The sequence below is a fragment of the Pseudomonas sp. NPDC077649 genome (assembly GCF_044542855.1).
Taxonomy (GTDB): Bacteria; Pseudomonadota; Gammaproteobacteria; order Pseudomonadales; family Pseudomonadaceae; genus Aquipseudomonas.
The window spans coordinates 276,872-302,159 of the sequence record NZ_JBITVF010000003.1; the positions used below are offsets into that span (position 1 = coordinate 276,872).

At 67.3% G+C, this 25,288-nt stretch carries 21 protein-coding genes and 1 tRNA gene; 12 read left to right on the forward strand and 10 right to left on the reverse strand.

Features of this window, described 5'->3' with window-relative positions; genetic code table 11:
- Positions 1 to 46: 46 nt before the first annotated feature.
- Both ACIGFL_RS11630 and ACIGFL_RS11635 read right to left on the reverse strand, forming a co-directional pair.
- A tRNA-Ser gene (locus tag ACIGFL_RS11630) sits at positions 47 to 136 on the reverse strand.
- 94 nt (positions 137 to 230) lie between these two features.
- Positions 231 to 449: a hypothetical protein gene (locus ACIGFL_RS11635; protein WP_021444924.1), complete on the reverse strand. Its 219-nt coding sequence runs from the start codon at positions 447 to 449 to the stop codon at positions 231 to 233.
- A gap of 185 nt (positions 450 to 634) precedes the next feature.
- Between ACIGFL_RS11635 and ACIGFL_RS11640 the strand changes: the two genes are divergently transcribed.
- The gene (locus ACIGFL_RS11640) at positions 635 to 1,324 is read left to right on the forward strand and encodes a crotonase/enoyl-CoA hydratase family protein (protein WP_397497292.1); all 690 of its coding nucleotides are present in this window, start codon (positions 635 to 637) and stop codon (positions 1,322 to 1,324) included.
- Between the two features lie 120 nt (positions 1,325 to 1,444).
- On the opposite strand, the gene nahK is transcribed toward ACIGFL_RS11640, so the two are convergent.
- The 8 genes from nahK to ACIGFL_RS11680 all read right to left on the reverse strand — a co-directional run bounded on the left by nahK (position 1,445) and on the right by ACIGFL_RS11680 (position 13,858).
- Positions 1,445 to 4,090: a hybrid sensor histidine kinase/response regulator NahK/ErcS' gene (nahK, locus tag ACIGFL_RS11645; protein ID WP_397497293.1), complete on the reverse strand. Its 2,646-nt coding sequence runs from the start codon at positions 4,088 to 4,090 to the stop codon at positions 1,445 to 1,447.
- Positions 4,029 to 5,183: a nitric oxide-sensing protein NosP gene (nosP, locus tag ACIGFL_RS11650; protein WP_397497294.1), complete on the reverse strand. Its 1,155-nt coding sequence runs from the start codon at positions 5,181 to 5,183 to the stop codon at positions 4,029 to 4,031. The genes nahK and nosP overlap by 62 nt, the downstream gene beginning before the upstream one ends.
- A 224-nt stretch (positions 5,184 to 5,407) precedes the next feature.
- The gene (locus tag ACIGFL_RS11655; RefSeq protein ID WP_397497295.1) at positions 5,408 to 6,592 is read right to left on the reverse strand and encodes a porin; all 1,185 of its coding nucleotides are present in this window, start codon (positions 6,590 to 6,592) and stop codon (positions 5,408 to 5,410) included.
- Positions 6,593 to 7,056: 464 nt separating this feature from the next.
- Positions 7,057 to 9,453: a pyrroloquinoline quinone biosynthesis protein PqqF gene (gene pqqF / locus ACIGFL_RS11660; RefSeq protein WP_397497296.1), complete on the reverse strand. Its 2,397-nt coding sequence runs from the start codon at positions 9,451 to 9,453 to the stop codon at positions 7,057 to 7,059.
- Between the two features lie 118 nt (positions 9,454 to 9,571).
- Entirely contained in the window at positions 9,572 to 10,369 is a 798-nt protein-coding gene (locus ACIGFL_RS11665) for a transglutaminase family protein (RefSeq protein ID WP_021442849.1), read from the reverse strand.
- Positions 10,366 to 11,316 carry an alpha-E domain-containing protein gene (locus ACIGFL_RS11670; RefSeq protein ID WP_021442850.1) on the reverse strand — a complete coding sequence of 317 codons (951 nt, stop codon included), beginning with the start codon at positions 11,314 to 11,316 and terminating at the stop codon, positions 10,366 to 10,368. The genes ACIGFL_RS11665 and ACIGFL_RS11670 overlap by 4 nt, the downstream gene beginning before the upstream one ends.
- A gap of 2 nt (positions 11,317 to 11,318) precedes the next feature.
- Positions 11,319 to 12,728 (reverse strand): circularly permuted type 2 ATP-grasp protein, encoded by a 1,410-nt coding sequence (locus ACIGFL_RS11675; protein WP_021442851.1) that lies wholly within the window; start codon positions 12,726 to 12,728, stop codon positions 11,319 to 11,321.
- A 440-nt stretch (positions 12,729 to 13,168) separates the two neighbouring features.
- Positions 13,169 to 13,858 (reverse strand): alpha/beta family hydrolase, encoded by a 690-nt coding sequence (locus ACIGFL_RS11680; protein WP_021442852.1) that lies wholly within the window; start codon positions 13,856 to 13,858, stop codon positions 13,169 to 13,171.
- Between the two features lie 101 nt (positions 13,859 to 13,959).
- On the opposite strand from ACIGFL_RS11680, the gene ccoN (ACIGFL_RS11685) reads away from it, so the two are divergent.
- From ccoN (ACIGFL_RS11685) to ACIGFL_RS11735, 11 genes are all read left to right on the forward strand, one after another.
- The gene (ccoN, locus tag ACIGFL_RS11685) at positions 13,960 to 15,399 is read left to right on the forward strand and encodes a cytochrome-c oxidase, cbb3-type subunit I (protein ID WP_397497297.1); all 1,440 of its coding nucleotides are present in this window, start codon (positions 13,960 to 13,962) and stop codon (positions 15,397 to 15,399) included.
- On the forward strand, positions 15,399 to 16,007 hold the full coding sequence (gene ccoO, locus ACIGFL_RS11690; RefSeq protein ID WP_397497298.1) for a cytochrome-c oxidase, cbb3-type subunit II: 609 nt from the start codon (positions 15,399 to 15,401) through the stop codon (positions 16,005 to 16,007). The genes ccoN (ACIGFL_RS11685) and ccoO (ACIGFL_RS11690) overlap by 1 nt, the downstream gene beginning before the upstream one ends.
- A gap of 5 nt (positions 16,008 to 16,012) precedes the next feature.
- A complete protein-coding gene (locus ACIGFL_RS11695) occupies positions 16,013 to 16,192 on the forward strand; it encodes a CcoQ/FixQ family Cbb3-type cytochrome c oxidase assembly chaperone (protein WP_021442855.1) in 180 nt (59 codons plus the stop codon).
- Positions 16,189 to 17,115 (forward strand): cytochrome-c oxidase, cbb3-type subunit III, encoded by a 927-nt coding sequence (ccoP, locus tag ACIGFL_RS11700; protein WP_397497299.1) that lies wholly within the window; start codon positions 16,189 to 16,191, stop codon positions 17,113 to 17,115. The genes ACIGFL_RS11695 and ccoP (ACIGFL_RS11700) overlap by 4 nt, the downstream gene beginning before the upstream one ends.
- Positions 17,116 to 17,460: 345 nt before the next feature.
- On the forward strand, positions 17,461 to 18,903 hold the full coding sequence (gene ccoN / locus ACIGFL_RS11705) for a cytochrome-c oxidase, cbb3-type subunit I (RefSeq protein ID WP_397497300.1): 1,443 nt from the start codon (positions 17,461 to 17,463) through the stop codon (positions 18,901 to 18,903).
- Complete coding sequence (gene ccoO, locus ACIGFL_RS11710) at positions 18,903 to 19,511, forward strand: cytochrome-c oxidase, cbb3-type subunit II (RefSeq protein WP_021442858.1); 609 nt, start codon at positions 18,903 to 18,905, stop codon at positions 19,509 to 19,511. Before ccoN (ACIGFL_RS11705) ends, ccoO (ACIGFL_RS11710) begins: the two co-directional genes overlap by 1 nt.
- A gap of 6 nt (positions 19,512 to 19,517) precedes the next feature.
- Positions 19,518 to 19,700: a CcoQ/FixQ family Cbb3-type cytochrome c oxidase assembly chaperone gene (locus ACIGFL_RS11715; RefSeq protein ID WP_021442859.1), complete on the forward strand. Its 183-nt coding sequence runs from the start codon at positions 19,518 to 19,520 to the stop codon at positions 19,698 to 19,700.
- Positions 19,697 to 20,692: a cytochrome-c oxidase, cbb3-type subunit III gene (gene ccoP, locus ACIGFL_RS11720; RefSeq protein WP_021442860.1), complete on the forward strand. Its 996-nt coding sequence runs from the start codon at positions 19,697 to 19,699 to the stop codon at positions 20,690 to 20,692. The genes ACIGFL_RS11715 and ccoP (ACIGFL_RS11720) overlap by 4 nt, the downstream gene beginning before the upstream one ends.
- A gap of 161 nt (positions 20,693 to 20,853) precedes the next feature.
- A complete protein-coding gene (gene ccoG, locus ACIGFL_RS11725) occupies positions 20,854 to 22,266 on the forward strand; it encodes a cytochrome c oxidase accessory protein CcoG (protein ID WP_397497301.1) in 1,413 nt (470 codons plus the stop codon).
- A 13-nt stretch (positions 22,267 to 22,279) separates the two neighbouring features.
- Entirely contained in the window at positions 22,280 to 22,798 is a 519-nt protein-coding gene (locus ACIGFL_RS11730; RefSeq protein WP_021442862.1) for a FixH family protein, read from the forward strand.
- Positions 22,799 to 22,806: 8 nt separating this feature from the next.
- Positions 22,807 to 25,215, forward strand: a complete 2,409-nt coding sequence (locus tag ACIGFL_RS11735) for a heavy metal translocating P-type ATPase (RefSeq protein WP_397497302.1) — start codon at positions 22,807 to 22,809, stop codon at positions 25,213 to 25,215.
- The last annotated feature ends 73 nt before the right edge of the window (positions 25,216 to 25,288 follow it).

Below are 25,288 nucleotides of genomic sequence, written 5' to 3' on the forward strand. Positions count from 1 at the left end.
AGCCCCGAAAACTTGTTAGCTTTCAGGGCTTTAGGTATTGCGAAAGTGGCGGTGAAGAAGAGATTCGAACTCTTGATACGGTTTCCCGTATACACACTTTCCAGGCGTGCTCCTTCAACCACTCGGACACTTCACCGGATCTCGACGTTTTTGCGTGTAGCCCGTCGAGGCGCGCTAATTTAGTCGAATGTTTTCCCGATGGCAAATTTTTTTTCAGAAGATTCATGCGCTTAAGAGCAGGACGGGTCTTCGCCGCGGCGCTCGCCGAGCAGCTCGTCGAAGCGCATGTGGCCGAACAGCAGAAAACCCAGGGAGATGAACAGGCCGACGGCGAACAGGGCCAGCACGCCGAGCGGGTTGTGCAGCTGCGGGCGCTCGCCGATCAGCACCGAGACCAGAAGCAGGACGAGCGCCGCGGCGACGCAGAGGATGGACGACAACAGATTCATGGGCGACTCCTTCGATTCGCCGCCCACTCTAGTTGCCGCCCCTAACCCTCGACCAATTGCCATCGGCCATCGCGGCAATAGGCGAAATCGCTGACCCGCCGGTCAGCCGCGGCGCTTTACCGCAGCGGTGTGGCTGAGTACCTTCGGCCCACATTCAGCCCCGCGGCCTTAATAAGGAAACTGCCATGAGCGACCTGATCAGCTACCAACTCGAAGACGGCATCGCCACCCTGACCCTGAGCAACGGCAAGGTCAACGCCATCTCCCCCGACGTGATCGCCGCCTTCAATGCCGCGCTGGATCGCGCCGAGCAGGATCGCGCCATCGTCATCCTCACCGGCCAGCCGGGCATCCTCTCCGGCGGCTACGACCTCAAGGTGATGACCTCCGGCCCGCAGAACGCGATCAACCTGGTGGCGGCCGGCTCGACCCTGGCGCGGCGCATGCTCGCCCACCCCTACCCGATCATCGTTGCCTGCCCGGGCCATGCGGTGGCCAAGGGCGCCTTCATCCTGCTGTCGGCCGACTACCGCATCGGCGTCGAAGGGCCGTTCAATATCGGCCTGAACGAGGTGCAGATCGGCATGACCATGCACCACGTCGGCATCGAACTGGCCCGCGACCGCCTGCGCAAGTCGGCTTTCCACCGCTCGGTGATCAACGGCGAGATGTTCGATCCGCAGGGCGCGGTGGACGCCGGCTTCCTCGACAAGGTGGTACCGGCCGAGCAACTGCTGGCCACCGCCCAGGCCGTGGCCCAGCAGATGAAGAAGATCAACATGACCGCGCACAAGAACACCAAGCTCAAGGTGCGCAAGGCGCTGCTGGAGACCCTGGACGCGGCCATCGAGCTGGACAAGCAGCATCTGATCTGAGGCCGTCCCGCTTTATCCGAGCCCGGCCTGATGCCGGGCTTTTTGTTGGCTATGCCCCGCTATGTGTCGATGCTCCGATCCGGCGTTTTTATGGCGCGGCCACGGGCGAAGCGCCTGCTCCTAGGCGCCCAAGCCGCCGCGTTCGAGCAGATGACTCATCGCCGCCTTCAGCTTCATCGGCCTTACCGGCTTGTGCAGCAGGCTGTGGCCCAGCTCGCGCATCTGCTGCTTGAGCTCGTTGCTGTAGTTGGCGGTGATCATCAGCGCCGGTAGCGCGGCGCTGCGCCGGGCGTTGATCTGCGCCACCGCGTCGACGCCGTTGCGCTCGTCGTCGAGGTGGTAGTCGGCGATCAGCAGGTCGGCCTCGGCGTGGTAGTTGTCCACCTGGCGCGCCAGGTCTTCTTCGCTCAGCGCCGTGACCACTCGGCAGCCCCAGCCTTCGAGCAGAGTGCGCATGCCGGCGCAGATCGCCGCGTCGTTATCCAGCACCCACACCCGCGCGCCGGAGAGGCGCTCGAGCAGCTGGTCCGGGCTGTCGTGCAGCGCCCGCGCCTTGGGCGCCAGGCGAGTCAGCGGCACCTCGACGGCGAACATCGAGCCCCTGCCCGGCTGCGAGGCCACGCGGATGCGGTGGCCGAGCATGCGCGCGATCTTGTCGACTATGGCCAGGCCCAGGCCGAGGCCGCGGTCCTGCTTGCGCTGCACCGTGTCGCCGCGCTTGAACTCCTGGAAGATCTCGCCGAGCTTGTCCGGTGCGATGCCGATGCCACTGTCCCACACCTCGATCGACAGGCTGTTGCCGCGCCGCCGGCAGCCGAGCAGGATGCGCCCACTGGCGGTGTAGCGGATGGCGTTGCTCAAGAAATTGCGCAGGATCCGCGCCAGCAACTGCACGTCGCTGCGCACCAGCGCCGAGCTGGGCAGGTAGTCCAGGCGCAGGCCCTCGCTACCGGCGATCTGATGGTATTCGGCGGCGAGGTTCTCCAGCAGCTCGCTGACGGCGAACGGCGCGATATCCGGCTTGATCACCCCGGCGTCGAGCTTGGAGATATCCACCAGGGTGCCGAGCAGGCTCTCAACGTCCTCCAGCGAGTTGCTGACGTTGCGCACCAGCGGCGCGCAGCCGGACAGGTCCTTCTTCTCCAGCAGCGCGCTGGTGAACAGCCGCGCGGCATTGAGCGGCTGCAGCAGGTCGTGGCTGACCGCGGCGAGGAACTTCGTCTTCGACAGGTTGGCCTGTTCGGCCTCGCCCTTGGCCTCGCGCAGGCGCGCCGCCATCTGCGTGCGTTCGTCGATCTCGCGGCGCAGCTGCTCGTTGACCGTGGTCAGCTCGGCGGTGCGCTCGCGCACCCGCTGCTCCAGGTGCTGGTAGGCCTGGTGCAGCGCCTCGGCGGTGCGCCGGCGCTCGGTGATGTCGCGGATCAGTACGAAGATCCCCACCACCTCGCCGCTGGCCTGGCGGTTGGGCACGTAGGAACGCAGCATGTAGCGCTCCTGGCCGCTGTGGTTGGTCTCGGCGAACTCGAAGGTCACGCTCTCGCCGGACAGCGCCCGCTCGACGTAGGGCTCCAGGCGCCGGCAGTGCTCCTCGCTGTGCACCTCGCGCAGGCTCTGGCCGAGCATGGCGCCGCGCGGCCAGCAGTACCACTCCTCGTAGACCTTGTTGGTGAACTCGTAGACCAGGTCGGCCGACAGGTAGGCGATCAGCGCGGGCACGTGGTCGGTGATCAGGCGGATCCAGCGCTCGCTGTCGCTCAGCGCCTGGGCCTGGCGGTGGCGCTCGGTGATGTCGGTAAAGGTGTTGACGAAGCCGCCGGTGGGCAGCGGATGGGTGCGCACCTCGAGCATGCGCCCGTCGAACAGACGCACCTCCACCTGGCGCAGCGGCTTGCCGGCGATATCGCGGCTGGCCGGGGTCAGCGGCTCCAGCTCGCTTTCGGCCATCACCTCGGCGAAGGGCCGATGCGCGCTGATCGGCGCCAGGCCGCAGAGTTCGAGGAAGCGGTGGTTCCACAGCTCCAGCGCGCCCTCGGCGTTGACCATGGCCATGCCCTGGGACAGGTTGTCCACCGCGCGCTGCAGCAGCCGCGATTTCTGCGCCAGGGCCTGTTCGCGGCGCAGCGCCTCGCTCTGCTTGACCTCGGTGATGTCGGTGTAGAGGATCACCAGCCCGCCCTCGCGGGTCGGCCGCTCGCTGACCTGCACCCAGCGGCCGTCCTGCAGGCGGAACAGGCTCGGCTCGCCCTCCTTGCCCAGCTGCGCCTCCACCACCAGGCCGGTGCTGCGGCTCAGGCGCCTGATCTCCTCCAGCCGCGTACCGGTGCCGATGCGCGCCCGGCTGCGCGCCCACAGCGCCTTGAAACGGCTGTTGAACAGGACGATGCGCTGGCGGTCGTCGAACAGCACGAAGGCGTCGGAGATGCTCTCGATGGCGTCGATCAGGTGCTGGTGGGCGGTCTCGGCGCGCAGCCGCGCATCGCTGAGCAGCTGGTTGCTGGATTTCAGTTCGGCCATCGCCTGGTTCAGCGCATCGGTGCGTTCACGCACCTGCTCGGCCAGCACCACCGAATGCTGGAAGGCGGCGTAGGCATCGTCGCCGCGCGAGTGGATCGACTCCACCCGCTCGATCAGCGCGGCGTTGATCCGCCTGAGCTTGGCGTTCTCGCCTTCCAGCGCGGCCAGGCGCGCCTGCAGCTCGGCGCCATCAGCCACGGCCGGGGCGGCCAATGGCGACTCCGGTGAAGGTCTGGTTGATGTGCATGCCATTGAACTGCTCTCCGTAGGAGTTGAAGCCGATCACCCGCTGCCGACGCAGAAAGGCCGACACCGGCAGGCTGCCGCCGTCGTTCTCGATCTCCAGGCGGCGCAGGAAACAGTCGCAGCCGATGGTCAGCAACAGCGGACCGAGGCGCTGCTCGAGGCCGGCGAACAGCTGCTCGAGATTCGGCAGCAGCGGCCCGGGGCGCATGGCGGTGAGGACGATGCCGTTCTCCACCGCGCAGTAGAAGCTCAGGCTGAGGTCGTCGTGCACCTGCTGGATCGAGCGCACGTAGTAGTGATCGCTGATGCGCACCGCCAGCGGGTAGGCGGCGAACACCCGGTGGTCCAGGGCATCGAGCGGCACGCCGATCAGCTCGGCGTATTCCTGCGCAGCCGGCGCGGCGTTGAGCTCGTAGACGCGGCGGCTGGCGCTGTCGGCGCGGGTCACCACCAGTTTCTCGGCGCGGGGCTGGATGTGGTGGGTGCTGAATACCTCGAAGTCCAGCCAGGTATTGAACAGCACCACCACCGCCGCGCCGCTGTGAAAGCGCCCGCCGTGGTAGACGTGGGTGTGGGTCAGGTGGTTGTCGTCGCCGGCCGAGCCGCCGAAGTGCGGAATGCTGCCCAGCGCCGCGCTGAGCGCGCCGAGCACCAGTTCCTCGCGGCTGGACAGGCCGTCGAGCAGGGTCAGGGCGAAGCTGTGGCCCTTGATCGAGGCCAGCTCGTTGCTGCGGCAGTCGCGCACCAGGACGTCGACCAGCTGCTGCGCATCGAGCAGGTTGAAGCGCTCCATCTCGTCGATCAGCGCGCTGGCGATGGAGAAGCAGCGCAGGTCGAAGCCCAGCGCCACCACGCAGCCGCGGCCGTAGCCCTGCGGGGTGATCTCGCCGGCGCTGGTGCAGCCGACCAGGCTGACACCGCCGAAGTGCTGCTCCAGGGCCCGGCCGAGGGCTTCGAGGTCGTACTCGGCCGAGCAGAAGAACAGCACGAAGCCGAGGTAGGGATGGATCAGCTGGCGCGCCAGCTCCTGGGCGGCCTGCTCCACATCCTTTGCACTGGAAACGGCGCTGAGCACGCCTTCCGACTGTTCCAAGGCCATAAGACGCCCCAATACACCTGCTGGATAGGGGGAAATTCTACGAAGCGGATGATGGCTGCCCCATGCTACTTGAGTACTGGGTCGGGCCTTCCTAGGTAGGGTGTCGCGGGGCCGCCAGGCCGGGCGCAGCAGCGGCAACCGGGTGCGCACGGCGCATCCTACGAGGCGCAGGCAAAAAAAGACCGGGCAGCGGTCGCCCCCTGCCCGGCCCTGTGCAACGGTGTTTACCAGCTGAGCACGGCGCCCACGGCGAAGGTGTCGGTGTCCTCGTTCAGGCCGCTGCCCTCGGCGGCATCGATCTCGTACTGGTTGTACTCGGCGACCAGCTTGAGGTTGTCGTTGATGGTGCGGAAGTAGGCCAGACCGCGGGTCTCGTAGTCGGCCGCCACGCCCAGGCCGTTGCCGTCGTCCTCGGTCTTGCCGTAGGACAGTGCCACGCGGTTCTTGCCCCAGGTGTAGGAGCCCTGCAGCAGGTAGCCGTCGCTGTCGATGTCGCGCAGGGTCGGCTCGCCCAGGTTGTTGGTGAAGAAGGGGTTGATGCCCTTGGCCTGGAAGCCCGAGCCGGTCAGCGAGAGGCCGCCGAACTTGGCCTGCACGCCGTAGCCGAGGCCCTTGGAGGTCACGGTATCGACGCTGTCGTCGGTGTTTTCCGAGGTCTGGTAGGCGCCGTTGACCCAGGTGTAGATGGTCGAACCACCCAGGTCGAACTGGTAGCTGACCTCCGATTCGAAACGCGGCTCTTCCTGGTAGGCCTTGCCCACGGCGCTGTCGTCGTTGGTGTCCACCGGGTCCATGATGCCGACCGCCAGGCGCAGGCCCTCGGCCAGGTGGTTGTTGCGGTAGGTGATCTGCGAGGTCGGGAACGGGTACGGATAGCCGGTGCCGATGTTGCCGAAGGACACCCCGGTGCCGTCGACCAGGCCGAGGGTATCGGAGACGTTGCCGTAACCGGCCAGCAGTTCGTCGAGGAAGATGTTGGAGCGCGAGAACAGGCCGAAGTCCTTGCCCACCAGCACCTCGCCCCACTCCGGGTTGGCCACGGTGCCGTAGAACTGGCGCACGTCGATGGCGGTGTCGGTGCCGTTCTGCTCGCTGTCGTTGATGGTCACCCAGAACGAGGAACGCCCGCCGAGCTTGAGATCGTCGATCTGCTTGCCGAAGTTGAAGCCGATCCAGTTGGGCAGAAAACCCATCTTCACCCGCGACTGGCGGCGGTCGAACTGCTCGCCTTCGCGATCCACGTCGCTGTTGACGTAGAAGGCGTTGATATAGCCGTCGGTGGAGAAGGTGGTGGCGTCCTGGTCGTACAGGACGATCTCGGCGGCGGCCTGCTGGGCGCCGACCAGGGCGACGGCCGCAGTCAAGGCAAGGGGCAGAAACCGGGGGTTGGCGATCTTCTTGTTGTGCATAACGCTCTCCGCTTGAGTGGCGACCGCCAGGGCAGTCGGGTCGGAGGCGATTATCGAAAGGCGCCGGGGCCGGCCATACGCTGCCTTGGCAGCGTTTGCCCGCTGCTTTGGCGCGCCCTGCCCGACTTGCCCCGGGCGGCCCGCGACCGACCCGCTACCGGTAGCGGGCGAAAGGTCGTAGTACCGGGACAATCCTTGGGCGTAGAAGCGCAGGGGGCACCGACTACCGGCGGCAAACCCTAAGGTGCGCCGCGCGCCGCGAAGACCATCGAAAAGAAGGGGAAAGAAAAAGGCTATGTCTGCGTTAAGTGTTGGGAGTGGGTACAAAGGCCCGTAGGGTGGGCTTTAGCCCACCACCGGTGGTTGGCGCGGGCTAAAGCGGATCGCCGCCCGGCCCACAGGCCCCCGAGCCTTCCTTGGAGCCCGAGCAACGGCTAGCAGGGGCATAGCCAAGAAAAGCACGCTTAGACGCGCGGCCCAGACCCGCTGGCCAGCACCCGCCAGCTGCCGCTTTGCATCAACTGCGCATAAGCCGCCTGCAGCTCGTCCGGCGTCAACTCGGCCAGCGCCTGGCGCACCCGTTGCGGGTGCGCCTCGCTCAGCCCGGCCAGCTGCAGCTGCCACAACTGTTCGGCGCGGGCCAGGTTGCTCTTGGGCGCACGAAGGGCCTGCGCCAGCTCGTCGCGGCAGCGGGCGAACTCCGCCGCCGACAGCGCGGCGAGGCGCTGGCGCTGCTGATCGAGAAAGGTGTGGATATGCTCGAAGATGCCGGCCGCCTCGCACACCGGCGACTGCAGGGCGAACAGCAGCGCGCGCTCGCTCTGCACCTGGCGGTAACCGGCAAACAGCGCATAGCCCAGTTGCAGCTCGCCGCGCAGGCGGCGGTAGAAGGCCCCCTGCAGCAGCTGCCCGAGCAGGCGCCAGGCCGCCTCGCTGCGCGGCTCGATATCCGCCAGCGGGCATAGCAGCACCAGCGCCGCCTCGCTGCCCGGCTGCTCCACCTCGCGCCACAGCAGCTCGTGGTTTCGCGCTGCTAGCGGTTGCCCGGCGGGCAAGGGTTCGACCGCGGCGAACAGCGCGTCGAGCTGCGCCCGCTCGCCTGGCCCCAGGCCCACGCTCAGCCCCTGCAGACCGCCACCACTGCCGCCGCCGCCCAGCTGCGGCAATTGCTGCAGCAACTGGCGCAGCAGCAGGCCGCCGGTGGCCGGTTCGGCCGCCTCGGTCGGCGGCGCCAGCAACAGCGGCAACAGCCGCGCGCTGCAGGCCGGCAACAGGGCCGCGGCGCCGTGCAGCGCCAGGCTCCAGCCGCCTGCCTGCACCTCAAGCGGCAGGGCGACGCCCAGGCGTTCGCAGCCGCGTTGCAGATCGGCGATGCGTGCCAGCAGCAGGGCCTGCAGCTCGGCAGGCCCATGCTGCCCGGCCACCTCGCCGCGCCAATGCAGCGCCGCCGGCCCGCCAGCGGCCGCGCCGGGATGGTGACGCAAGCGCGCGAGCGGCAGGCCGGGCGAGGCCGCCGCGGGCAGCGTCAGCAGCGACTCGACCGGTGCCAGCCCCATGCTCAGCTGCGCTGCAGGCAGCTCGCGCGCCGGCAATGCGGCCAGCGGCAGCGCCAGGCCGGTGGCCGGCCACGGCGGTCGCGCCTGGTTGTCGCACGCCAGCTCGATCAGCCCAGTGCCGCCGGCCAGCTGGGCGAGCAAGGCGCCCAGGGTCTGCAGCAGGCGGGCGTCGTCCAGCTCCGCTTCGGCGTCCTGCAGGCTGCGCGCCAAGGCCAGCGGCCCCATGCCGAACTGGCGCAAGGCCTGGGCCTGACGCCAGTCGGCCAGACGCGCCGGCCAGGCGGGGTCGCCCCGCACCTGGCGCAGCCAGCCCAGCAGTTCGGCGATCAGCGCGGCGCCCCGCGCCGCTGCGGTGCAGTCCAGGCGCAGCAGGCACTGCCCGGCGTGGCAGTACAGCACTCGCACCCGCAACTGCCGGCACAGCCGCGCCTGGCGCAGGCCGGCGAGCAGCCCGCCAGGCGCCGGGTCCTGCAGCACGTCCAGCAGCAGCGCCAGCGCCGACGCCAGGCCGGGTTCGCTCAGTTGCACGGCAAAGCCCAGGTGCAGCGCTGCGGCGCGCTGCTGCAGACCCAGGCGCGGCGCCCGCAGCGGCAGCATGGGCGGCGGGGATTCGCCGATGGTCGGCGAGTCGGCAGCGGGCAACTGCGCCAGCAGGGCCTCGCCGATGGCCAGCAAGTCTTCCGGCGACTGCGGCCCGACCAGCGTCAGGCGCATGTTGCCGGCCTGGTAATGACGCCGGTGATAGCCGTGCAGCGCCTGCTGAAAGGCGGCCTGCTCGACAGCCAGGCTGGCGCGATCACCGGCGAGGAAGTCGCCGCAGCGGTGCCCCGCCGCCAGCGCCTGGCCCAGGGCGTGCTCGATGCGGCTGTCGGCGTCGGTGCTGCGCGCCTGGTATTCGGCCTGCAGCACCTCGCGCTCGCGCAGCTGCGCGGCGCTGTCCAGCAGCGGCCGGCACAGCATGTCGAACAGGCGCGCCAGCGCCGGCTGCAGGCGCTCGGCCGGCAGCTCGCAGAGGAAATCGGTATGGCGCGCTTGGGTCGAGGCGTTGACCTGGCCGCCGCAGCCCTGGGCATAGGCCATCAGCCCCTGTTCGGGGCCATAGTCGCGGCTGCCGAGAAACAGCAGGTGCTCGAGAAAATGCGCCAGCCCGGGATAGGCGACCGGCTCGTCGTGGCTGCCCGCCGCCACCCGCAGGCAGATGCCCACCCGCTCGGCCCAGGGCTGCTGCGTCACGTCCAGCGTGGCGCCATTGCTCAGGCGCAGGCGGTGGCGGCCGGCGGAGAAAGAAGGTGAAACGCCATGCATCGCAGCTACTCGGGGCAGTCCGCGCCCAGAGTCGCCCCGGCGCGAGGCGCCGACAATACTGCTTTCGCCCGGTCCAACCGGCACTTTGGTCGTAGGGGCGAGCCAGCGCGCAACGCGGCTACTGCTGCTGCACCTGCAGCAGCGGCGCCACCTGCACCAGGGCGTGCATCTGCTCGCCGCCACCGCCGCGGCGCATGCCGCGTACCGGGCAGGCGTCGAGGTAATCCAGGCCGACCGCCAGCTTGAGGTGGCGCTCCGGCTTGGCCAGGCAGTTGGTCACGTCGAAGCTGTACCAGGCGCCGTCCAGCCAGGCCTCGGCCCAGGCGTGGCTGGCCAGGTGCGCGGCGTTGTCGGTGTACAGGTAGCCGGACACGTAGCGCGCCGGCACGCCCAGGCTGCGCGCACAGGCGAGGAAGGCGTGGGTGTGGTCCTGGCACACGCCGCGGCGCCCGGCGAAGGCTTCGGCGGCACTGGTGTCGACCGCGGTGATCCCCGGCTGGTAGGCGATATGGGCGTTGAGCGCGTGCATCAGCTCGATCAGCGCGTTGCGGTCGCTGCGCGCCTTGCTCTGCTGGCTGGCGAACTCGCGCAGGGCGTCGTCGGCCTCGGTCAGGCGGGTGAAGCGCAGGAACGGCAGCGCCGACTGGCGTTCGTGTTCGGCCTCGCGCGCCTCGTCGATATCGACCTGGCCGCGGGCGCCGATGACGATGGCCTCGTGCGGCTCGTCGAGGGTCAGCACATGGAGGATATTGCCGTAGGGGTCGAGCTGCGCACGCACCGGGCGCGGCAGGTCGAGCTGCCAGCTGAGCACCTGCTGGCGCTCGCTGTCGTGCGGGGTCAGGCGCAGGTACTGGATGCTCGCGCGCACCTGGTCGTCGTAGCGGTAGGTGGTGTCGTGGCTGATCGAGAGTCTCATGCGACCTCCAGGTAGGACGTGTGGATGGTGTTGCCCAGCTGGCGCACCAACAGGATGAAGTCGGTGAGCCAGGCGTGCAGGCCTTCGCCGAGCACTTCGTCGATGCCGGTGTAGCGCAGCCGCGCATCCAGCTCGGCGGCCAGGCGCTGCGCCGAGCGGCCGTTGTCGCCGGGCAGGCCGGCGAGCATCAGGTTGAGTTCCTCCATGCAGGCGCGCAGCGACCGCGGCACCTCGGGGCGCAGCAGCAGCAGTTCGGCGACCTTGCGCGTGCGCGGCGAGCCGCGGTAGATCTCGGCGAAGGCCTCGGACGACGACAGCGCACGCAGCAGCGCATTCCACTGGTAGTAGCTGCGCGCGGTGCGTTCTTCCAGCTCGTCGATCTCCTCGCCGAGCATCTCGTAGCGCGCATCGAGCAGGCGCAGGGTGTTGTCGGCGCGTTCGATGAAGGTGCCCAGGCGGATGAAGCGGTAGGCCTCGCCGCGCATGATGGTGCCGAAGGTGGCGCCGCGGAACAGGTGCGAGCGCTCCTTGACCCACTCGCAGAAGCGGCTGATGCCGTAGCGGCCCAGGCCCTGCTCGGCGATGCCGCGCATCTCCAGCCAGGTGGCGTTGATGTTTTCCCACATGTCCGCGGTGATTCGCCCGCGCACCGCATGGGCGTTGGCCCGCGCGGCCTGCAGGCAGCAGTAGATGCTCGCCGGGTTGCTCGCGTCGAGGGCGAAGAAATGCAGCATGCGCTCGGCGTGCAGCGGGCCGTGACATTCCAGGTAGGCGTCCAGGGTGCCGGTGATCAGCAGCGGCATGGCCAGTTCATCGAGGCCGTCGCCGCGGCCGTCCTGCGGCATCAGCGACAGCGAGTAGCTGACGTCGAGCATGCGCGCGAGGTTCTCGGCGCGCTCCAGGTAGCGCGACATCCAGTACAGATCGGAGGCAGTTCTCGACAGCATGTTCAGTCCTCCACCACCCAGGTGTCCTTGGTACCGCCGCCCTGCGACGAGTTGACCACCAGCGAGCCTTCGCGCAGCGCCACGCGGGTCAGGCCGCCGGGCACCAGGCGGGTTTCGCGCCCGGACAGGACGAAGGGGCGCAGGTCGATATGGCGCGGGGCGATGCCGCGCTCGACGAAGGTCGGGCAGGTCGACAGGCTCAGCGTCGGCTGGGCGATGTAGGCCTCGGGCTTGGCCATCAGCCGCGCGCGGAAGGCCTCGATCTCGGCCTTGCTCGCCGCCGGCCCGACCAGCATGCCGTAGCCGCCGGAGCCCTGGGTTTCCTTGACCACCAGCTCGGGCAGGTGGGCCAGCACGTGGGACAGTTCCTCCGGCTTGCGGCACTGCCAGGTCGGCACGTTGTTCAGGATGGGCTCCTCGTCTAGGTAGAAGCGGATCATGTCGCCGACGAAGGGGTAGACCGACTTGTCGTCCGCCACCCCGGTGCCGATGGCATTGGCCAGCACCACGTTGCGCGAGCGGTAGGCGGCCAGCAGGCCGGGCACGCCGAGCATGGAGTCGGGGTTGAAGGCCAGCGGGTCGAGGAAGGCGTCGTCGAGGCGGCGGTAGATCACGTCGACCTGGCGCGCACCGGCGGTGGTGCGCATGTACACCTTGTCGTCGCGGACGAACAGGTCGGCGCCCTCCACCAACTCCACGCCCATCTCGCGGGCGAGGAAGGCGTGCTCGAAGTAGGCGCTGTTGAAGCGCCCCGGAGTCAGCACCACCACCGTAGGGTTGTCCAGCGCACTGGAGCTCTTCAGGGTGTCGAGCAGCAGGTTCGGGTAGTGGTCCACCGGCGCCACGCGCTGCGCGGCGAACAGCTCGGGGAACAGGCGCATCATCATCTTGCGGTCTTCGAGCATGTAGCTGACGCCGCTGGGGGTGCGCAGGTTGTCTTCCAGCACGTAGTAGCTGCCGTCGCCGTCACGCACCAGGTCGACCCCGGCGATGTGCGCGTAGATGTCGCGGTGCAGGTCGAGGCCCTGCATGGCCATCTGATAGCCCTCGTTGGCCAGTACCTGCTCGGCCGGGATGATGCCGGCCTTGATGATGCGCTGGTCGTGGTAGAGGTCGGCGAGGAACAGGTTGAGCGCCTGCACGCGCTGGATGCAGCCGCGCTCGACCATGCGCCATTCGCTCATCGGAATGCTGCGCGGGACGATGTCGAAGGGGATCAGGCGCTCGGTGCCCTGATCGTCGCCATAGAGGGTGAAGGTGATGCCGGCGCGGTGGAACAGCAGGTCGGCTTCGCGGCGGCGCTGGGCCAGCAGTTCGTCCGGCGTCTCTGCCAGCCAGCGGGCAAATTCACGGTAGTGCGGGCGGACTGCGCCGCTCGCGTCGTACATCTCGTCATAAAAGGTGCGGGCCATGCCGTACTCCTTGTCACCCGGACTTGCGGGGAGCTTTGCAAGGCCCGAGCCAGCGCAGTAATTCCTTTTATTTCAACGACCTGATAAAAAAACCCGAGACCCGCGCACCAACGAGGTGCAACGCCGTGACCCACGGGTCGCACGCCGCCCCGTTAGGTGGCAGCTGCCTTGTCTATGGGGCAGATAGGCAGAAGCGATTTCCCCGCAGCGGGCGTACTGCCCATACTCGCCGGCAGTTGTCGCCGCCGAGCCGGAGCCGATTGACTGCGGCGGCTCGGCCCAGGCGACTTGCGCCAGGCCACACAAGGCCAGCAGCGCACACCCTCTCTCCTGGTCGAAGTCTTCGACCGATGTTCTGCACCGCCCCTATGGGCGGTTTTTTTGCCCGGGTAGCCGCTATGGCTGGTACGCGCGGCGCACCACTGCTGCCTCCTTCGCAACTAAAGCCGCGGCTGCGACGCCCCGGCAAGAAAGTCCGCCACCGCCTGCGCCGCGTCGGCCAGGTGCTGCTCATGACTGCAGCCCGAGCTTTTCAGCGGCTTGAGGTCGTGGTCGGCTGCCGTCAGCCAGTGCAGGCGGATCGCCGGCGCCAGGGCATAGCCGGCCACCGCCTCACGATTGCCCAGGGCGTCGCGCTCGCCTTGCACGATCAGCGTCTTGGTGCGCAGCTCGGCCAGGTGCGCGACCCGCGGCTTTTCCGGTTTGCCGGCGGCGTAGAAGGGATAGCCCAGGCAGACCAGGGCGTCGGCGCCCAGTTCGTCGGCCAGCAGACTGGCCATGCGCCCGCCCATCGACTTGCCGCCGATGGCCAGCGGCCCTGCGACCTGTTGGCGCACCCGGGCATGCACATCGCGCCATTGCTGCAGCAGTTGCGCCTGTGGATTGGGCGGGCGTTGCTTGCCGTCCACACGCCGCGCGGCCATGTAGGCGAACTCGAAGCGCAGCACCGCAACCCCGCGCGCCGCCAGGCCTTGGGCCATGCGCTGCATGAATTCGCTGTCCATCGGTGCCCCGGCGCCGTGGGCGAGGATCAGCGTCGCGCGCGCCTCGCCCGCCGGCCTGTCCCACAGCCAGGGCAGCCCCTGCGCGCATTGATCGGCGTCAATAAACCCGGATGGCCCTTTGCTCATGCTTGCCTCGCGTCGATATCCGTGGCGGTCGTGGCTTGCTCATGCCTGCGCACGCCAGGGTTATCGGCCGCTCTGCCATAACCGTGGATGGAAACCCAGACATGAACACAACAACCCGTTCCGCCTACAACTACAGGGTGGTTCGCCAGTTCGCCATTATGACGGTGGTTTGGGGCATCGTCGGCATGGGACTCGGCGTTTTCATCGCCGCCCAGCTGGCCTGGCCCGACCTCAACTTCAACCTGCCGTGGACCAGCTTCGGCCGCCTGCGGCCGCTGCACACCAACGCGGTGATCTTCGCCTTCGGCGGCTGCGCGCTGTTCGCCACCAGCTACTACGCGGTGCAGCGCACCAGCCAGGCCGCGCTGTTCGCGCCCAAGCTGGCCGCCTTCACCTTCTGGGGCTGGCAACTGGTGATCGTCCTGGCCGCCATCAGCCTGCCGCTGGGCTGGACCAGCTCCAAGGAATACGCCGAACTGGAATGGCCGATCGACCTCCTCATCACGGTGGTCTGGGTCGCCTACGCCATCGTCTTCTTCGGCACCATCGTCAAGCGCAAGGTCAGCCACATCTATGTGGGCAACTGGTTCTTCGGCGGTTTCATCCTCACCGTGGCGATCCTGCACGTGGTCAACAACCTGGAGATCCCGGTGACCCTGACCAAGTCCTACTCGCTGTACGCCGGTGCCACCGACGCGATGATCCAGTGGTGGTACGGCCACAACGCCGTGGGCTTCTTCCTCACCGCCGGGTTCCTCGGGATGATGTACTACTTCGTGCCCAAGCAGGCCGAACGCCCGGTCTACTCCTACCGCCTGTCCATCGTCCACTTCTGGGCGCTGATCGCGGTGTACATCTGGGCCGGCCCGCACCACCTGCACTACACCGCCCTGCCGGACTGGGCGCAGAGCCTCGGCATGGTGATGTCGCTGATCCTCCTGGCGCCGAGCTGGGGCGGCATGATCAACGGCATGATGACCCTCTCCGGGGCCTGGCATAAGCTGCGCACCGACCCGATCCTGCGCTTTCTGGTGGTGTCGCTGGCCTTCTACGGCATGAGCACCTTCGAGGGCCCGATGATGGCGATCAAGACCGTCAACGCCCTGTCGCACTACACCGACTGGACCATCGGCCACGTCCACGCCGGCGCGCTCGGCTGGGTCGCCATGGTGTCGATCGGCTCGCTCTATCACCTGATTCCCAAGGTGTTCGGCCGCGAGCAGATGCACAGCGTCGGCCTGATCAACGCCCACTTCTGGCTCGCCACCATCGGCACCGTGCTGTACATCGCCTCGATGTGGGTCAACGGCATCACCCAGGGCCTGATGTGGCGCGCAGTGAACGAGGACGGCACCCTCACCTACTCCTTCGTCGAGGCGCTGGAAGCCAGCCACCCCGGCTTCGTGGTGCGGGTGATCGGCGGCGCCATCTTCTTCGTCGGCATGCTGCTGATGGCCTGGAACACCTGGCTGACCGTGCGCGCGGCGAAACCGGCCGAGGTGCAAGCCGCCGCGCAGTTCTCGGTTGAAGGAGCGCACTGATGAAACACGAGATTCTCGAGAAGAACATCGGCCTGATGGCCCTGGTGATGATCCTCGCGGTGAGCATCGGCGGCCTGACCCAGATCGTCCCGCTGTTCTTCCAGGACGTCACCAACGAGCCGGTGGAGGGCCTCAAGCCCTACACCGCGCTGCAGCTGGAAGGTCGCGATATCTACATCAAGGAAGGCTGCGTCGGCTGCCACTCGCAGATGATCCGTCCGTTCCGCGCCGAGACCGAGCGCTACGGCCACTACTCGGTCGCTGGCGAAAGCGTTTGGGATCACCCCTTCCTGTGGGGCTCCAAGCGTACCGGCCCGGACCTGGCACGGGTCGGCGGCCGCTACTCGGACGAGTGGCACCGCGCCCACCTGTACAACCCGCGCAACGTCGTGCCCGAGTCGAAGATGCCGTCCTACCCCTGGCTGGTGGAGAACAAGCTCGACGGCCAGGACACCGCCAGGAAGATGAGCGCCCTGCGCACCCTCGGCGTGCCCTACAGCGACGCGGATATCGCCGGCGCTGGCGAGGCAGTGAAGGGCAAGAGCGAGATGGACGCCCTGGTCGCCTATCTCCAGGTGCTCGGCACCGCCGTGAAGAACAAGAGGTGAACGCCATGTTCGAGCTGATCGATGTCGGCACCCTGCGCGGTCTGGGCACCGCCCTGGTACTGATCGCCTTCACCGCCGTGACCCTCTGGGCCTACAGCGGCAAACGCCGCGACGCTTTCGCCGCTGCGGCCAACCTGCCCTTCGCCGACGAAGCCAAGCCCGCCGTTTCGAGGACTGACGCATGACCCCCTTCTGGAGCTGGTACATCACCCTGCTGACCATCGGCACCCTGGTCGCCCTGTTCTGGCTGATCTTCGCCACCCGCAAGAGCGAGGTGCACAAGAACCCCACCGAGCAGACCATGGGCCATGCCTTCGACGGCATCGAGGAATACGACAACCCGCTGCCCAAGTGGTGGTTCATGCTGTTCCTCGGCACCCTGCTGTTCTCCATCGCCTACCTGCTGCTCTACCCCGGCCTGGGCAACTTCAGGGGCTGGCTGCCGGGCTACGAAGGCGGCTGGACCCAGGTCGCCCAGTGGCAGCGCGAGATGGACCGCGCCGACGAGGAGTACGGGCCGATCTTCGCCAAGTTCGCCGCCATGCCCATCGAGGAGGTGGCCAAGGACGAGCAGGCGCTGAAGATGGGCGGCCGCCTGTTCGCCTCCAACTGCTCGGTCTGCCACGGCTCCGACGCCAAGGGCAGCTACGGCTTCCCCAACCTGGCCGACGGCAGCTGGCGCTGGGGCGGCGCGGCGGAGACGATCAAGACCAGCATCCTCAAAGGCCGCATCGGCATGATGCCGGCGCAAGGCCCGGCCATCGGCGAGGACGGCGTGCGCAACGTCGCCGCCTACGTCCTCAGCGAGCTGGGCGGCCGCGAGCTGCCGGACGATGCGCAGGCCGACCTCGCCGCCGGCCAGCAGATCTTCGCCAGCACCTGCTCGGCGTGCCATGGCCAGGACGGCAGCGGCATGGCGCTGATGGGCGCGCCCAACCTGCGTCAGCCCGGCGCCTTTATCTACGGCAGCAGCTTCGCCCAGCTGCAGCAGACCATCCGCTACGGCCGCAGCGGCAACATGCCCGCCCAGGAAGACTTCCTCGGCAACGACAAGGCCCACCTGCTGGCCGCCTACGTGCTCAAGCTGAGCCAGGGCGACGCCGAGTAACCCTCAGCCTGCCGGCGACTGCAAACGGGTCGCCGGCCCTTCCTTTATATGTCTGCGACCCAGTGTCGCACCCGCCGACCAATAGCCCGGCAATTCCCTTGAACTGGGCTAAGCTGCCTTTCAGTCGCCATCTGCCACAACTCCAAGGCGATCCCTTCTTAGCGCCGCGCAAACTGGTTGCGCAAAAGTCTGCCAACGCCACTACCGAGGCCCCCGGCCAAGGCACGCGAAAGGCTCTGAAACCCTAATCGCGTCGGTATGTTGCGTTGCAATGGCTACCTGCTTTCTCCATACTTGCCGCCGATTTTTGCCCCATAAAACTCCATTAACCGTGGAACCCCTAGCATGAGCACAGCAATCAGTCAGACTGCTTATAACTATAAGGTGGTCCGCCAGTTCGCCATTATGACGGTGATCTGGGGGGTCATTGGGATGGGTCTAGGTGTGTTCATCGCCGCACAACTCGTGTGGCCGGAACTCAACCTGAACCTGCCGTGGACCAGCTTCGGCCGTCTGCGCCCGCTGCACACCAACGCGGTGATCTTCGCCTTCGGCGGATGCGCACTGTTCGCCACCTCGTACTACGTGGTTCAGCGCACCTGCCAGGCGCGCCTGATCTCCGACGGTCTGGCTGCCTTCACCTTCTGGGGTTGGCAAGCGGTGATCGTGCTCGCCGTGATCACCCTGCCCATGGGCTACACCAGCTCCAAGGAATACGCCGAGCTGGAGTGGCCGATCGACATCCTCCTGGGCGTGGTCTGGGTGACCTACCTGGTGGTGTTCTTCGGCACCATCGTCAAGCGTCGGACCAAGCACATCTATGTGGGCAACTGGTTCTTCGGCGCCTTCATCCTGGTCACCGCCATGCTGCACATCGTCAACAGCATGGAAATGCCGGTCAGCCTGTTCAAGTCGTACTCCATGTACGCCGGCGCCACCGACGCGATGATCCAGTGGTGGTACGGCCACAACGCCGTGGGCTTCTTCCTGACCACCGGCTTCCTCGGCATGATGTACTACTTCGTACCCAAGCAGGCCGAGCGTCCGATCTACTCCTACCGCCTGTCCATCGTGCACTTCTGGGCGCTGATCACCCTGTACATCTGGGCCGGCCCGCACCACCTGCACTACACCGCGCTGCCGGACTGGGCCCAGTCCCTGGGCATGGCCATGTCGGTGATTCTGCTGGCACCGAGCTGGGGCGGCATGATCAACGGCATGATGAGCCTGTCCGGCGCCTGGCATAAGCTGCGCACCGACCCGATCCTGCGCTTTTTGGTCGTTTCCCTGGCGTTCTACGGCATGTCGACCTTCGAAGGCCCGATGATGGCGATCAAGACCGTCAACGCCCTGTCGCACTACACCGACTGGACCATCGGCCACGTCCACGCCGGCGCGCTCGGCTGGGTCGCGATGATCTCCATCGGCTCGCTCTATCACCTGATTCCCAAGGTGTTCGGCCGCGAGCAGATGCACAGCGTCGGCCTGATCAACGCCCACTTCTGGCTGGCCACCATCGGCACCGTGCTGTACATCGCCTCGATGTGGGTCAACGGCATCACCCAGGGCCTGATGTGGCGCGCGGTGAACGAGGACGGCACCCTCACCTACTCCTTCGTCGAAGCGCTGGAAGCCAGCCACCCCGGCTACATCGTGCGCATGATCGGCGGCGCCTTCTTCGTCACCGGCATGCTGTTGATGGCCTACAACACCTACCGCACCGTGCGTGCCGCCAAGCCGGCTGAATACGAAGCGGCTGCGCAGTTCACCGCGGGGAGCACTCACTGATGAAACACGAAATCATCGAGAAGAATATCGGCCTGATGGCGCTGCTGATGGTGATCGCCGTCAGCATCGGCGGCCTGACGCAGATCGTCCCGCTGTTCTTCCAGGACGTCACCAACGAGCCGGTGGAGGGCCTCAAGCCCTACACCGCGCTGCAGCTGGAAGGTCGCGACATCTACATCAAGGAAGGCTGCGTCGGCTGCCACTCGCAGATGATCCGTCCGTTCCGCGCCGAGACCGAGCGCTACGGCCACTACTCCGTCGCTGGCGAAAGCGTTTGGGATCACCCCTTCCTGTGGGGCTCCAAGCGTACCGGCCCGGACCTGGCCCGCGTCGGCGGCCGCTACTCGGACGAGTGGCACCGCGCCCACCTGTACAACCCGCGCAACGTCGTGCCCGAGTCGAAGATGCCCGCCTACCCCTGGCTGGTGGAGAACAAGCTCGACGGCCGCGACACCGCGAAGAAGATGGAAGTCATGCGTGGCTTCGGCATCCCCTACAGCGACGAGGACATCGCCGGCGCCAAGGATGCGGTGAAAGGCAAGACCGAAATGGACGCGCTGGTCGCGTACCTGCAGGTTCTCGGCACTTCCATCAAGAACAAACGGTAAAACGCTATGGACATCGGGATGATTCGCGGCATCGGCACGGCGGTGGTGTTCATCGCCTTCATCGGCGTGGTGCTCTGGGCCTACAGCAGCAAGCGCAAGTCCAGCTTCGACGAGGCTGCCAACCTGCCCTTCGCCGACGAGCCCGAGTCCAAGCGCGACCAAGACTCTTCCAGGAGCAATAACCAATGACCACGTTCTGGAGTTGGTACGTAACCATTCTGTCTCTGGGCACCATCTTCGCCCTGACCTGGCTGATCTTCGGCACCCGCAAGGGCCAGCGCCAGGAGACCACCGAGGAAACCGTCGGCCATGCCTTCGACGGCATCGAGGAGTATGACAACCCGCTGCCCAAGTGGTGGTTCATGCTGTTCGTCGCCACCATCGTCTTCGCCCTGGGCTACCTGGCCCTGTATCCGGGCCTGGGCAACTGGAAAGGCGTGCTGCCGGGCTACGACTACGTCGACAGCGACAAGCAGACCCCCTTCGCTGCTGGCGTACAGATCGCCGACGGCTCCATGCGTCACACTGGCTGGACCGGCGTGCACCAGTGGGAAAAGGAAATGGCGCGTGCCGACGAGCAATACGGCCCGCTGTTCGCCAAATATGCCGCCATGCCGATCGAGGAAGTGGCCAAGGACGAACAAGCCCTGAAAATGGGCGGTCGCCTGTTCGCCTCCAACTGCTCGGTCTGCCACGGCTCCGACGCCAAGGGCAGCTACGGTTTCCCCAACCTGACCGACAGCGAATGGCGCTGGGGCGGCGAGCCGGAAACCATCAAGACCACCATCCTCGCTGGCCGCCAGGGCGCCATGCCGGCCCAGGGCCCGGCCATCGGCGAAGACGGCGTGCGCAACGTCGCCGCCTACGTGCTGACCGAGCTGGCTGGTCGTGAACTGCCGGAAGGCGTGGAAGCCGATATCGCAGCGGGCCAGAAGGTCTTCGCCGGTACCTGCTTCGCCTGCCACGGCGCCGACGGCAAGGGTACCCCGGCCATGGGCGCGCCCAACCTGACCAACCCGGCAGCCTTCATCTACGGCAGCAGCTATGCGCAACTGCAGCAGAGCATCCGCTACGGTCGTCACGGCAACATGCCGGCCCAGGAAGAATTCCTCGGCAACGACAAGGTGCACCTGCTGGCCGCTTACGTGTACAGCCTGTCGCACAAGGCCGAAGAGCAGTAATCGCAGAACGACTCTGTTGACAAGGGTCAATGAACGCCCGGGACGCGACCGCTGGTCGCACCCGGGCGTTGTCTTTCGGGCGTACCATGTAGCTACCGTGAATTGACCCTGACCGGCACGTATCGGCCCGGGCTGCCAACCAACCGCTTTGGTATGCATTGATGAGCGAACAGATCCCCGTCCAGGACGTCACCCCTCCTTCTGCCAAGAATGCCAGCGTCGACCTCTACGCCAGTCGCGAGAAGATCTACACCCGCGCATTCACCGGTCTGTTTCGCAACCTTCGACTCGCTGGTGGCGCCCTCCTCTTCCTGCTGTTCTTCGGTACCGTGTGGCTGAACTGGGATGGTCGCCAGGCCGTCTGGTGGAACCTGCCGGAACGCAAATTCCACATCTTCGGCGCCAGCTACTGGCCGCAGGATTTCATGCTGCTGTCCTGGCTGCTGATCATCTGCGCCTTCGGCTTGTTCTTCATCACCGTGTTCGCCGGCCGCGTCTGGTGCGGCTACACCTGCCCGCAGAGCGTGTGGACCTGGGTGTTCATGTGGGCGGAGAAGGTCACCGAGGGCGACCGCAACCAGCGCATGAAGCTGGACAAACAACCCATGAGCGGCGCCAAGCTGGCGCGCAAGGCCGCCAAGCACGGCATCTGGCTCGGCGTCTCGCTGGTCACCGCGCTGACCTTCGTCGGCTACTTCGCGCCGATCCGCGAACTGATCCCCGAACTGCTGACCTTCCAGGCCAACGGCTGGGCGGTGTTCTGGGTCGGCTTCTTTACCCTGGCCACCTACGGCAACGCCGGCTGGCTGCGCGAGCAGGTGTGCATCTACATGTGCCCCTACGCACGCTTCCAGAGCGTGATGTTCGACCAGGACACCCTGATCGTTTCCTACGACCCGCGCCGCGGCGAGAGCCGCGGCCCGCGCAAGAAGGACGCCGACTACAAGGCCCAGGGCCTGGGCGACTGCATCGACTGCAAGATGTGCGTGCAGGTCTGCCCCACCGGCATCGACATCCGCGACGGCCTGCAGATCGAGTGCATCGGCTGCGCCGCCTGCATCGACGCCTGCGACAGCATCATGGAGAAGATGAACTACCCCAAGGGGCTGATCAGCTACACAACCGAACACAATCTTTCCGGGCACAAGACCCACCTGCTGCGCCCGCGCCTGATAGGCTACGCCGTCGCGCTGCTGGCGATGATCGGCCTGTTCGCCTGGGCGGTGGCCACCCGCCCGCTGGTGGAGCTGGACGTGATCAAGGACCGCGTGCTGTTCCGCGAGAACGAGCGCGGCCACATCGAGAACGTCTACACCCTGAAGATCATGAACAAGGCGCAGCGCGACATGACCTACCTGGTCGAGGCCGAAGGCCTCGACGGCCTGGTCTACGAGGGCAAGCGCGAGGTGCGGGCGCTGGCCGGCGAGGTGTATGCCTTCCCGGTAGAGCTGTCCATCGCCCCGGAGAAACTGCCCTCCAGCGCCAACGGAATCGTCTTCCGCGTGCGCGCGCTGGACGACCCCAGTATCGAGAACGACGCCGACAGCCGCTTTATCGGCCCGAGCGTCCGCTGACAACGGAAAGAGCATGTCCGAGCAAACCCCTTCGCCCGTCAAACCCTGGTACAAGCAGTTCTGGCCCTGGTTCATCCTGTTCTTGCTGGGCTATTCGGTGGTGCAGGGTCTGACCCTGCTCACCATCGCCACCAAGAATCCGCCGGGGCTGATCTCCGACGACTACTACGACGTCGGCAAGGGCATCAACCAGTCGCTGGAGCGCGAGAAGCTGGCCGAGCGCCTGCAGCTGCACGGCGAGCTGGTGCTCGACGACAGCACCGGCACCGCGACCCTGAGCCTGCAAGGCAACAGCCGGCCGCAGCAGATCGTCCTCAACCTGATCTCGCCGACCCAGCCGGAGCGCGATCGCCGCGTCATCCTGCAACCCGGCGCCGATGGCCAGTACCGTGGGCAGATGGTCGACCAGGTCAGCGGCCGCCGCTTCGTCGAACTGCTCGGCCAGGAAGGCAGCCAGAGCTGGCGCCTGTTCGAGGAAGAGAACATCGCCGATGGCCAGACCATCATGATCGGTGACAACCCCTCCTACTGACCCTGCCGATGCCCGCCCCTACTCCCTGCTACCACTGCGGCCTGCCGGTTCCCGCCGGCAGCCGTTATCGTGCCGAGGTGCTCGGCCAGAGCCGTGAAATGTGCTGCCCCGGCTGCCAGGCGGTGGCCGAGGCCATAGTCGCCGGCGGCCTGGAGCACTACTACAAGCACCGCAGCGAGAACGCCGCCAACCCGCAGGCGCTGCCCCAGGCCCTGCCGGACGAGCTGGCGCTGTACGACCGCAGCGAGGTGCAGCAGCCCTTCGTTCAGCAGGACGGCGAGCTGAGCGAGACCCAGCTGCTGATCGAAGGCATCAGCTGCGCCGCCTGCGGCTGGCTGATCGAGAAACACCTGCGCGGCGTGCCCGGGGTCGCCGAGGCGCACCTGAACCTGTCCAACCACCGCCTGCAGGTGCGCTGGAGCGACAGCCAGCTGCCGCTCAGCCAGCTGCTCGCCGAGCTGCGCCGCATCGGCTATGCCGGCCACCCCTGGCAGGCCGACCAGGCCGCCGCGCGCCTGGCCGCGGAGAACCGCCGCAGCATGCGCGAGCTGGGCGTTGCCGGGCTGCTGTGGATGCAGGTGATGATGGCGACCATGGCCACCTGGCCGGAATTCAACATCGACCTGTCGCCAGAGCTGGACAAGATCCTGCGCTGGACCAGCCTGTTCCTCACCACCCCCATCGTCTTCTACTGCTGCGGCCAGTTCTTCCGCGGCGCCCTGCGCGACCTGCGCACCCGCCACCTGACCATGGACGTCTCGGTGTCGCTGGCCATCGGCGGCGCCTACGTCGCCGGCATCTGGTCCACCGTCACCGGCCAGGGCGAGCTGTACTTCGATGCGGTGGGCATGTTCGCCCTGTTCCTGCTGGCCGGCCGTTATCTGGAGCGGCGCGCCCGCGAACGCACGGCGGCGGCCACCGCGCAGCTGGTCAAGCTGCTGCCGGCCTCCTGCCTGCGTCTGGACCAAGGCGGCCAGAGCCAGCGCGTGCTGCTCAGCGAACTGCAGACCGGTGAACGCGTGCTGGTCCAGCCCGGCGCACTGATTCCCGCCGACGGCCGCGTGCTGGCCGGCCAGTCCAGCGTCGACGAGTCGCTGCTCACCGGCGAATACCTGCCGCAGCCGCGCAGCGTCGGCGACAGCGTTACCGCCGGCACGCTCAACGTCGAAGGGCCGCTGACCATCGAGGTACAGGCCCTGGGCGACGCCACCCGTCTGTCGGCCATAGTCCGCCTGCTGGAGCGGGCGCAGAGCGAGAAGCCGCGCCTGGCGGAGATCGCCGACCGGGTGGCGCAGTGGTTCCTGCTGTTTATCCTGATCGCCGCGGCGCTGGTCGGCCTGGCCTGGTGGCAGATCGATGCCGAGCGCGCCTTCTGGGTGGTGCTCTCGCTGCTGGTGGCCACCTGCCCCTGCGCGCTGGCGCTGGCCACCCCCACCGCCTTGACCACCGCCACCGGCAGCCTGCACAAACTGGGCATGCTGCTGACCCGCGGCCATGTGCTCGAAGGGCTCAACCAGATCGACACCCTGGTGCTGGACAAGACCGGCACCCTGACCGAGGGCCGTCTGACGCTCAGGGCCATCCAGCCGCTGCGCGAGCTGGACCAGGACGCCTGCCTGGCACTGGCCGCGGCCCTGGAGAACCGCTCCGAACACCCCATCGCGCGCGCCTTCGGCCAGGCGCCGCGCGCCGCCGAGTCGGTCGACAGCCATCCCGGCCAGGGCCTGCAGGGCCGCGTCGACGGCCGCCTGCTGCGCATCGGCGAGGCCAGCTTCGTCTGCGCCCTGAGCGGCCAGGCCGTGCCGTCGATTGCCGGCGAGCACGGCCAATGGCTGCTGCTGGGCGATCAACGAGGGCCGCTGGCCTGGTTCGTGCTCGACGACCGCCTGCGCGAGGATGCGCCCGAGCTGATCGCCGCCGCCCGCGCCCGTGGCTGGCAGATCCACCTGCTGTCCGGCGACAGCTCGCCGATGGTAGGCGAGGTGGCTCGCCAGCTGGGCATCGAGGATGCCCGCGGCGGCCTGACCCCGGATGCCAAGCTGGCGGTGCTCAAGCAGCTGCACGGCGCCGGCCGCCGCGTGCTGATGCTCGGCGACGGGGTCAACGACGTGCCGGTGCTGGCCGCCGCCGACATCAGCGTGGCCATGGGCTCGGCCTCGGACCTGGCCAAGACCAGCGCCGACGCGGTGCTGCTGTCCAACCGCCTGGGCAGCCTGGTGCAGGGCCTGACCCTGGCCAAGCGCACGCGGCGCATCATCGTCGAGAACCTGACCTGGGCCACCCTGTACAATGGCCTGGTGCTGCCCTTCGCCGCCCTCGGCTGGATCACGCCGATCTGGGCCGCGGTGGGCATGTCGCTCAGCTCGCTGCTGGTGGTGCTCAATGCGCTGCGCCTGAGCCGCACCCCGAACACCTAGGCGCGAGCGCTGCTCGCGAAGAAGCGGTTCGCGAGCAGAGCCCGCCCCTACTCAGATGCCACCATGGAGACCG

Excerpts from the sequence above, each read along its gene's own strand:
- nahK (WP_397497293.1), bottom strand. The coding sequence starts at position 4,090 with ATGGCATGCACATCAACCAGACCTTCACCGGAGTCGCCATTGGCCGCC.
- ccoO (WP_021442858.1), top strand. The coding sequence starts at position 18,903 with ATGAAACACGAAATCATCGAGAAGAATATCGGCCTGATGGCGCTGCTG.
- ccoN (WP_397497300.1), top strand. The coding sequence starts at position 17,461 with ATGAGCACAGCAATCAGTCAGACTGCTTATAACTATAAGGTGGTCCGC.
- ACIGFL_RS11675 (WP_021442851.1), bottom strand. The coding sequence starts at position 12,728 with ATGGCCCGCACCTTTTATGACGAGATGTACGACGCGAGCGGCGCAGTC.
- nosP (WP_397497294.1), bottom strand. The coding sequence starts at position 5,183 with ATGGCCTTGGAACAGTCGGAAGGCGTGCTCAGCGCCGTTTCCAGTGCA.
- ACIGFL_RS11665 (WP_021442849.1), bottom strand. The coding sequence starts at position 10,369 with ATGAGACTCTCGATCAGCCACGACACCACCTACCGCTACGACGACCAG.
- ACIGFL_RS11695 (WP_021442855.1), top strand. The coding sequence starts at position 16,013 with ATGTTCGAGCTGATCGATGTCGGCACCCTGCGCGGTCTGGGCACCGCC.
- ccoP (WP_397497299.1), top strand. The coding sequence starts at position 16,189 with ATGACCCCCTTCTGGAGCTGGTACATCACCCTGCTGACCATCGGCACC.
- ACIGFL_RS11640 (WP_397497292.1), top strand. The coding sequence starts at position 635 with ATGAGCGACCTGATCAGCTACCAACTCGAAGACGGCATCGCCACCCTG.
- ccoG (WP_397497301.1), top strand. The coding sequence starts at position 20,854 with ATGAGCGAACAGATCCCCGTCCAGGACGTCACCCCTCCTTCTGCCAAG.
- ACIGFL_RS11655 (WP_397497295.1), bottom strand. The coding sequence starts at position 6,592 with ATGCACAACAAGAAGATCGCCAACCCCCGGTTTCTGCCCCTTGCCTTG.
- pqqF (WP_397497296.1), bottom strand. The coding sequence starts at position 9,453 with ATGCATGGCGTTTCACCTTCTTTCTCCGCCGGCCGCCACCGCCTGCGC.
- ACIGFL_RS11730 (WP_021442862.1), top strand. The coding sequence starts at position 22,280 with ATGTCCGAGCAAACCCCTTCGCCCGTCAAACCCTGGTACAAGCAGTTC.
- ccoO (WP_397497298.1), top strand. The coding sequence starts at position 15,399 with ATGAAACACGAGATTCTCGAGAAGAACATCGGCCTGATGGCCCTGGTG.
- ACIGFL_RS11635 (WP_021444924.1), bottom strand. The coding sequence starts at position 449 with ATGAATCTGTTGTCGTCCATCCTCTGCGTCGCCGCGGCGCTCGTCCTG.
- ccoP (WP_021442860.1), top strand. The coding sequence starts at position 19,697 with ATGACCACGTTCTGGAGTTGGTACGTAACCATTCTGTCTCTGGGCACC.
- ACIGFL_RS11680 (WP_021442852.1), bottom strand. The coding sequence starts at position 13,858 with ATGAGCAAAGGGCCATCCGGGTTTATTGACGCCGATCAATGCGCGCAG.
- ccoN (WP_397497297.1), top strand. The coding sequence starts at position 13,960 with ATGAACACAACAACCCGTTCCGCCTACAACTACAGGGTGGTTCGCCAG.
- ACIGFL_RS11670 (WP_021442850.1), bottom strand. The coding sequence starts at position 11,316 with ATGCTGTCGAGAACTGCCTCCGATCTGTACTGGATGTCGCGCTACCTG.
- ACIGFL_RS11715 (WP_021442859.1), top strand. The coding sequence starts at position 19,518 with ATGGACATCGGGATGATTCGCGGCATCGGCACGGCGGTGGTGTTCATC.
- ACIGFL_RS11735 (WP_397497302.1), top strand. The coding sequence starts at position 22,807 with ATGCCCGCCCCTACTCCCTGCTACCACTGCGGCCTGCCGGTTCCCGCC.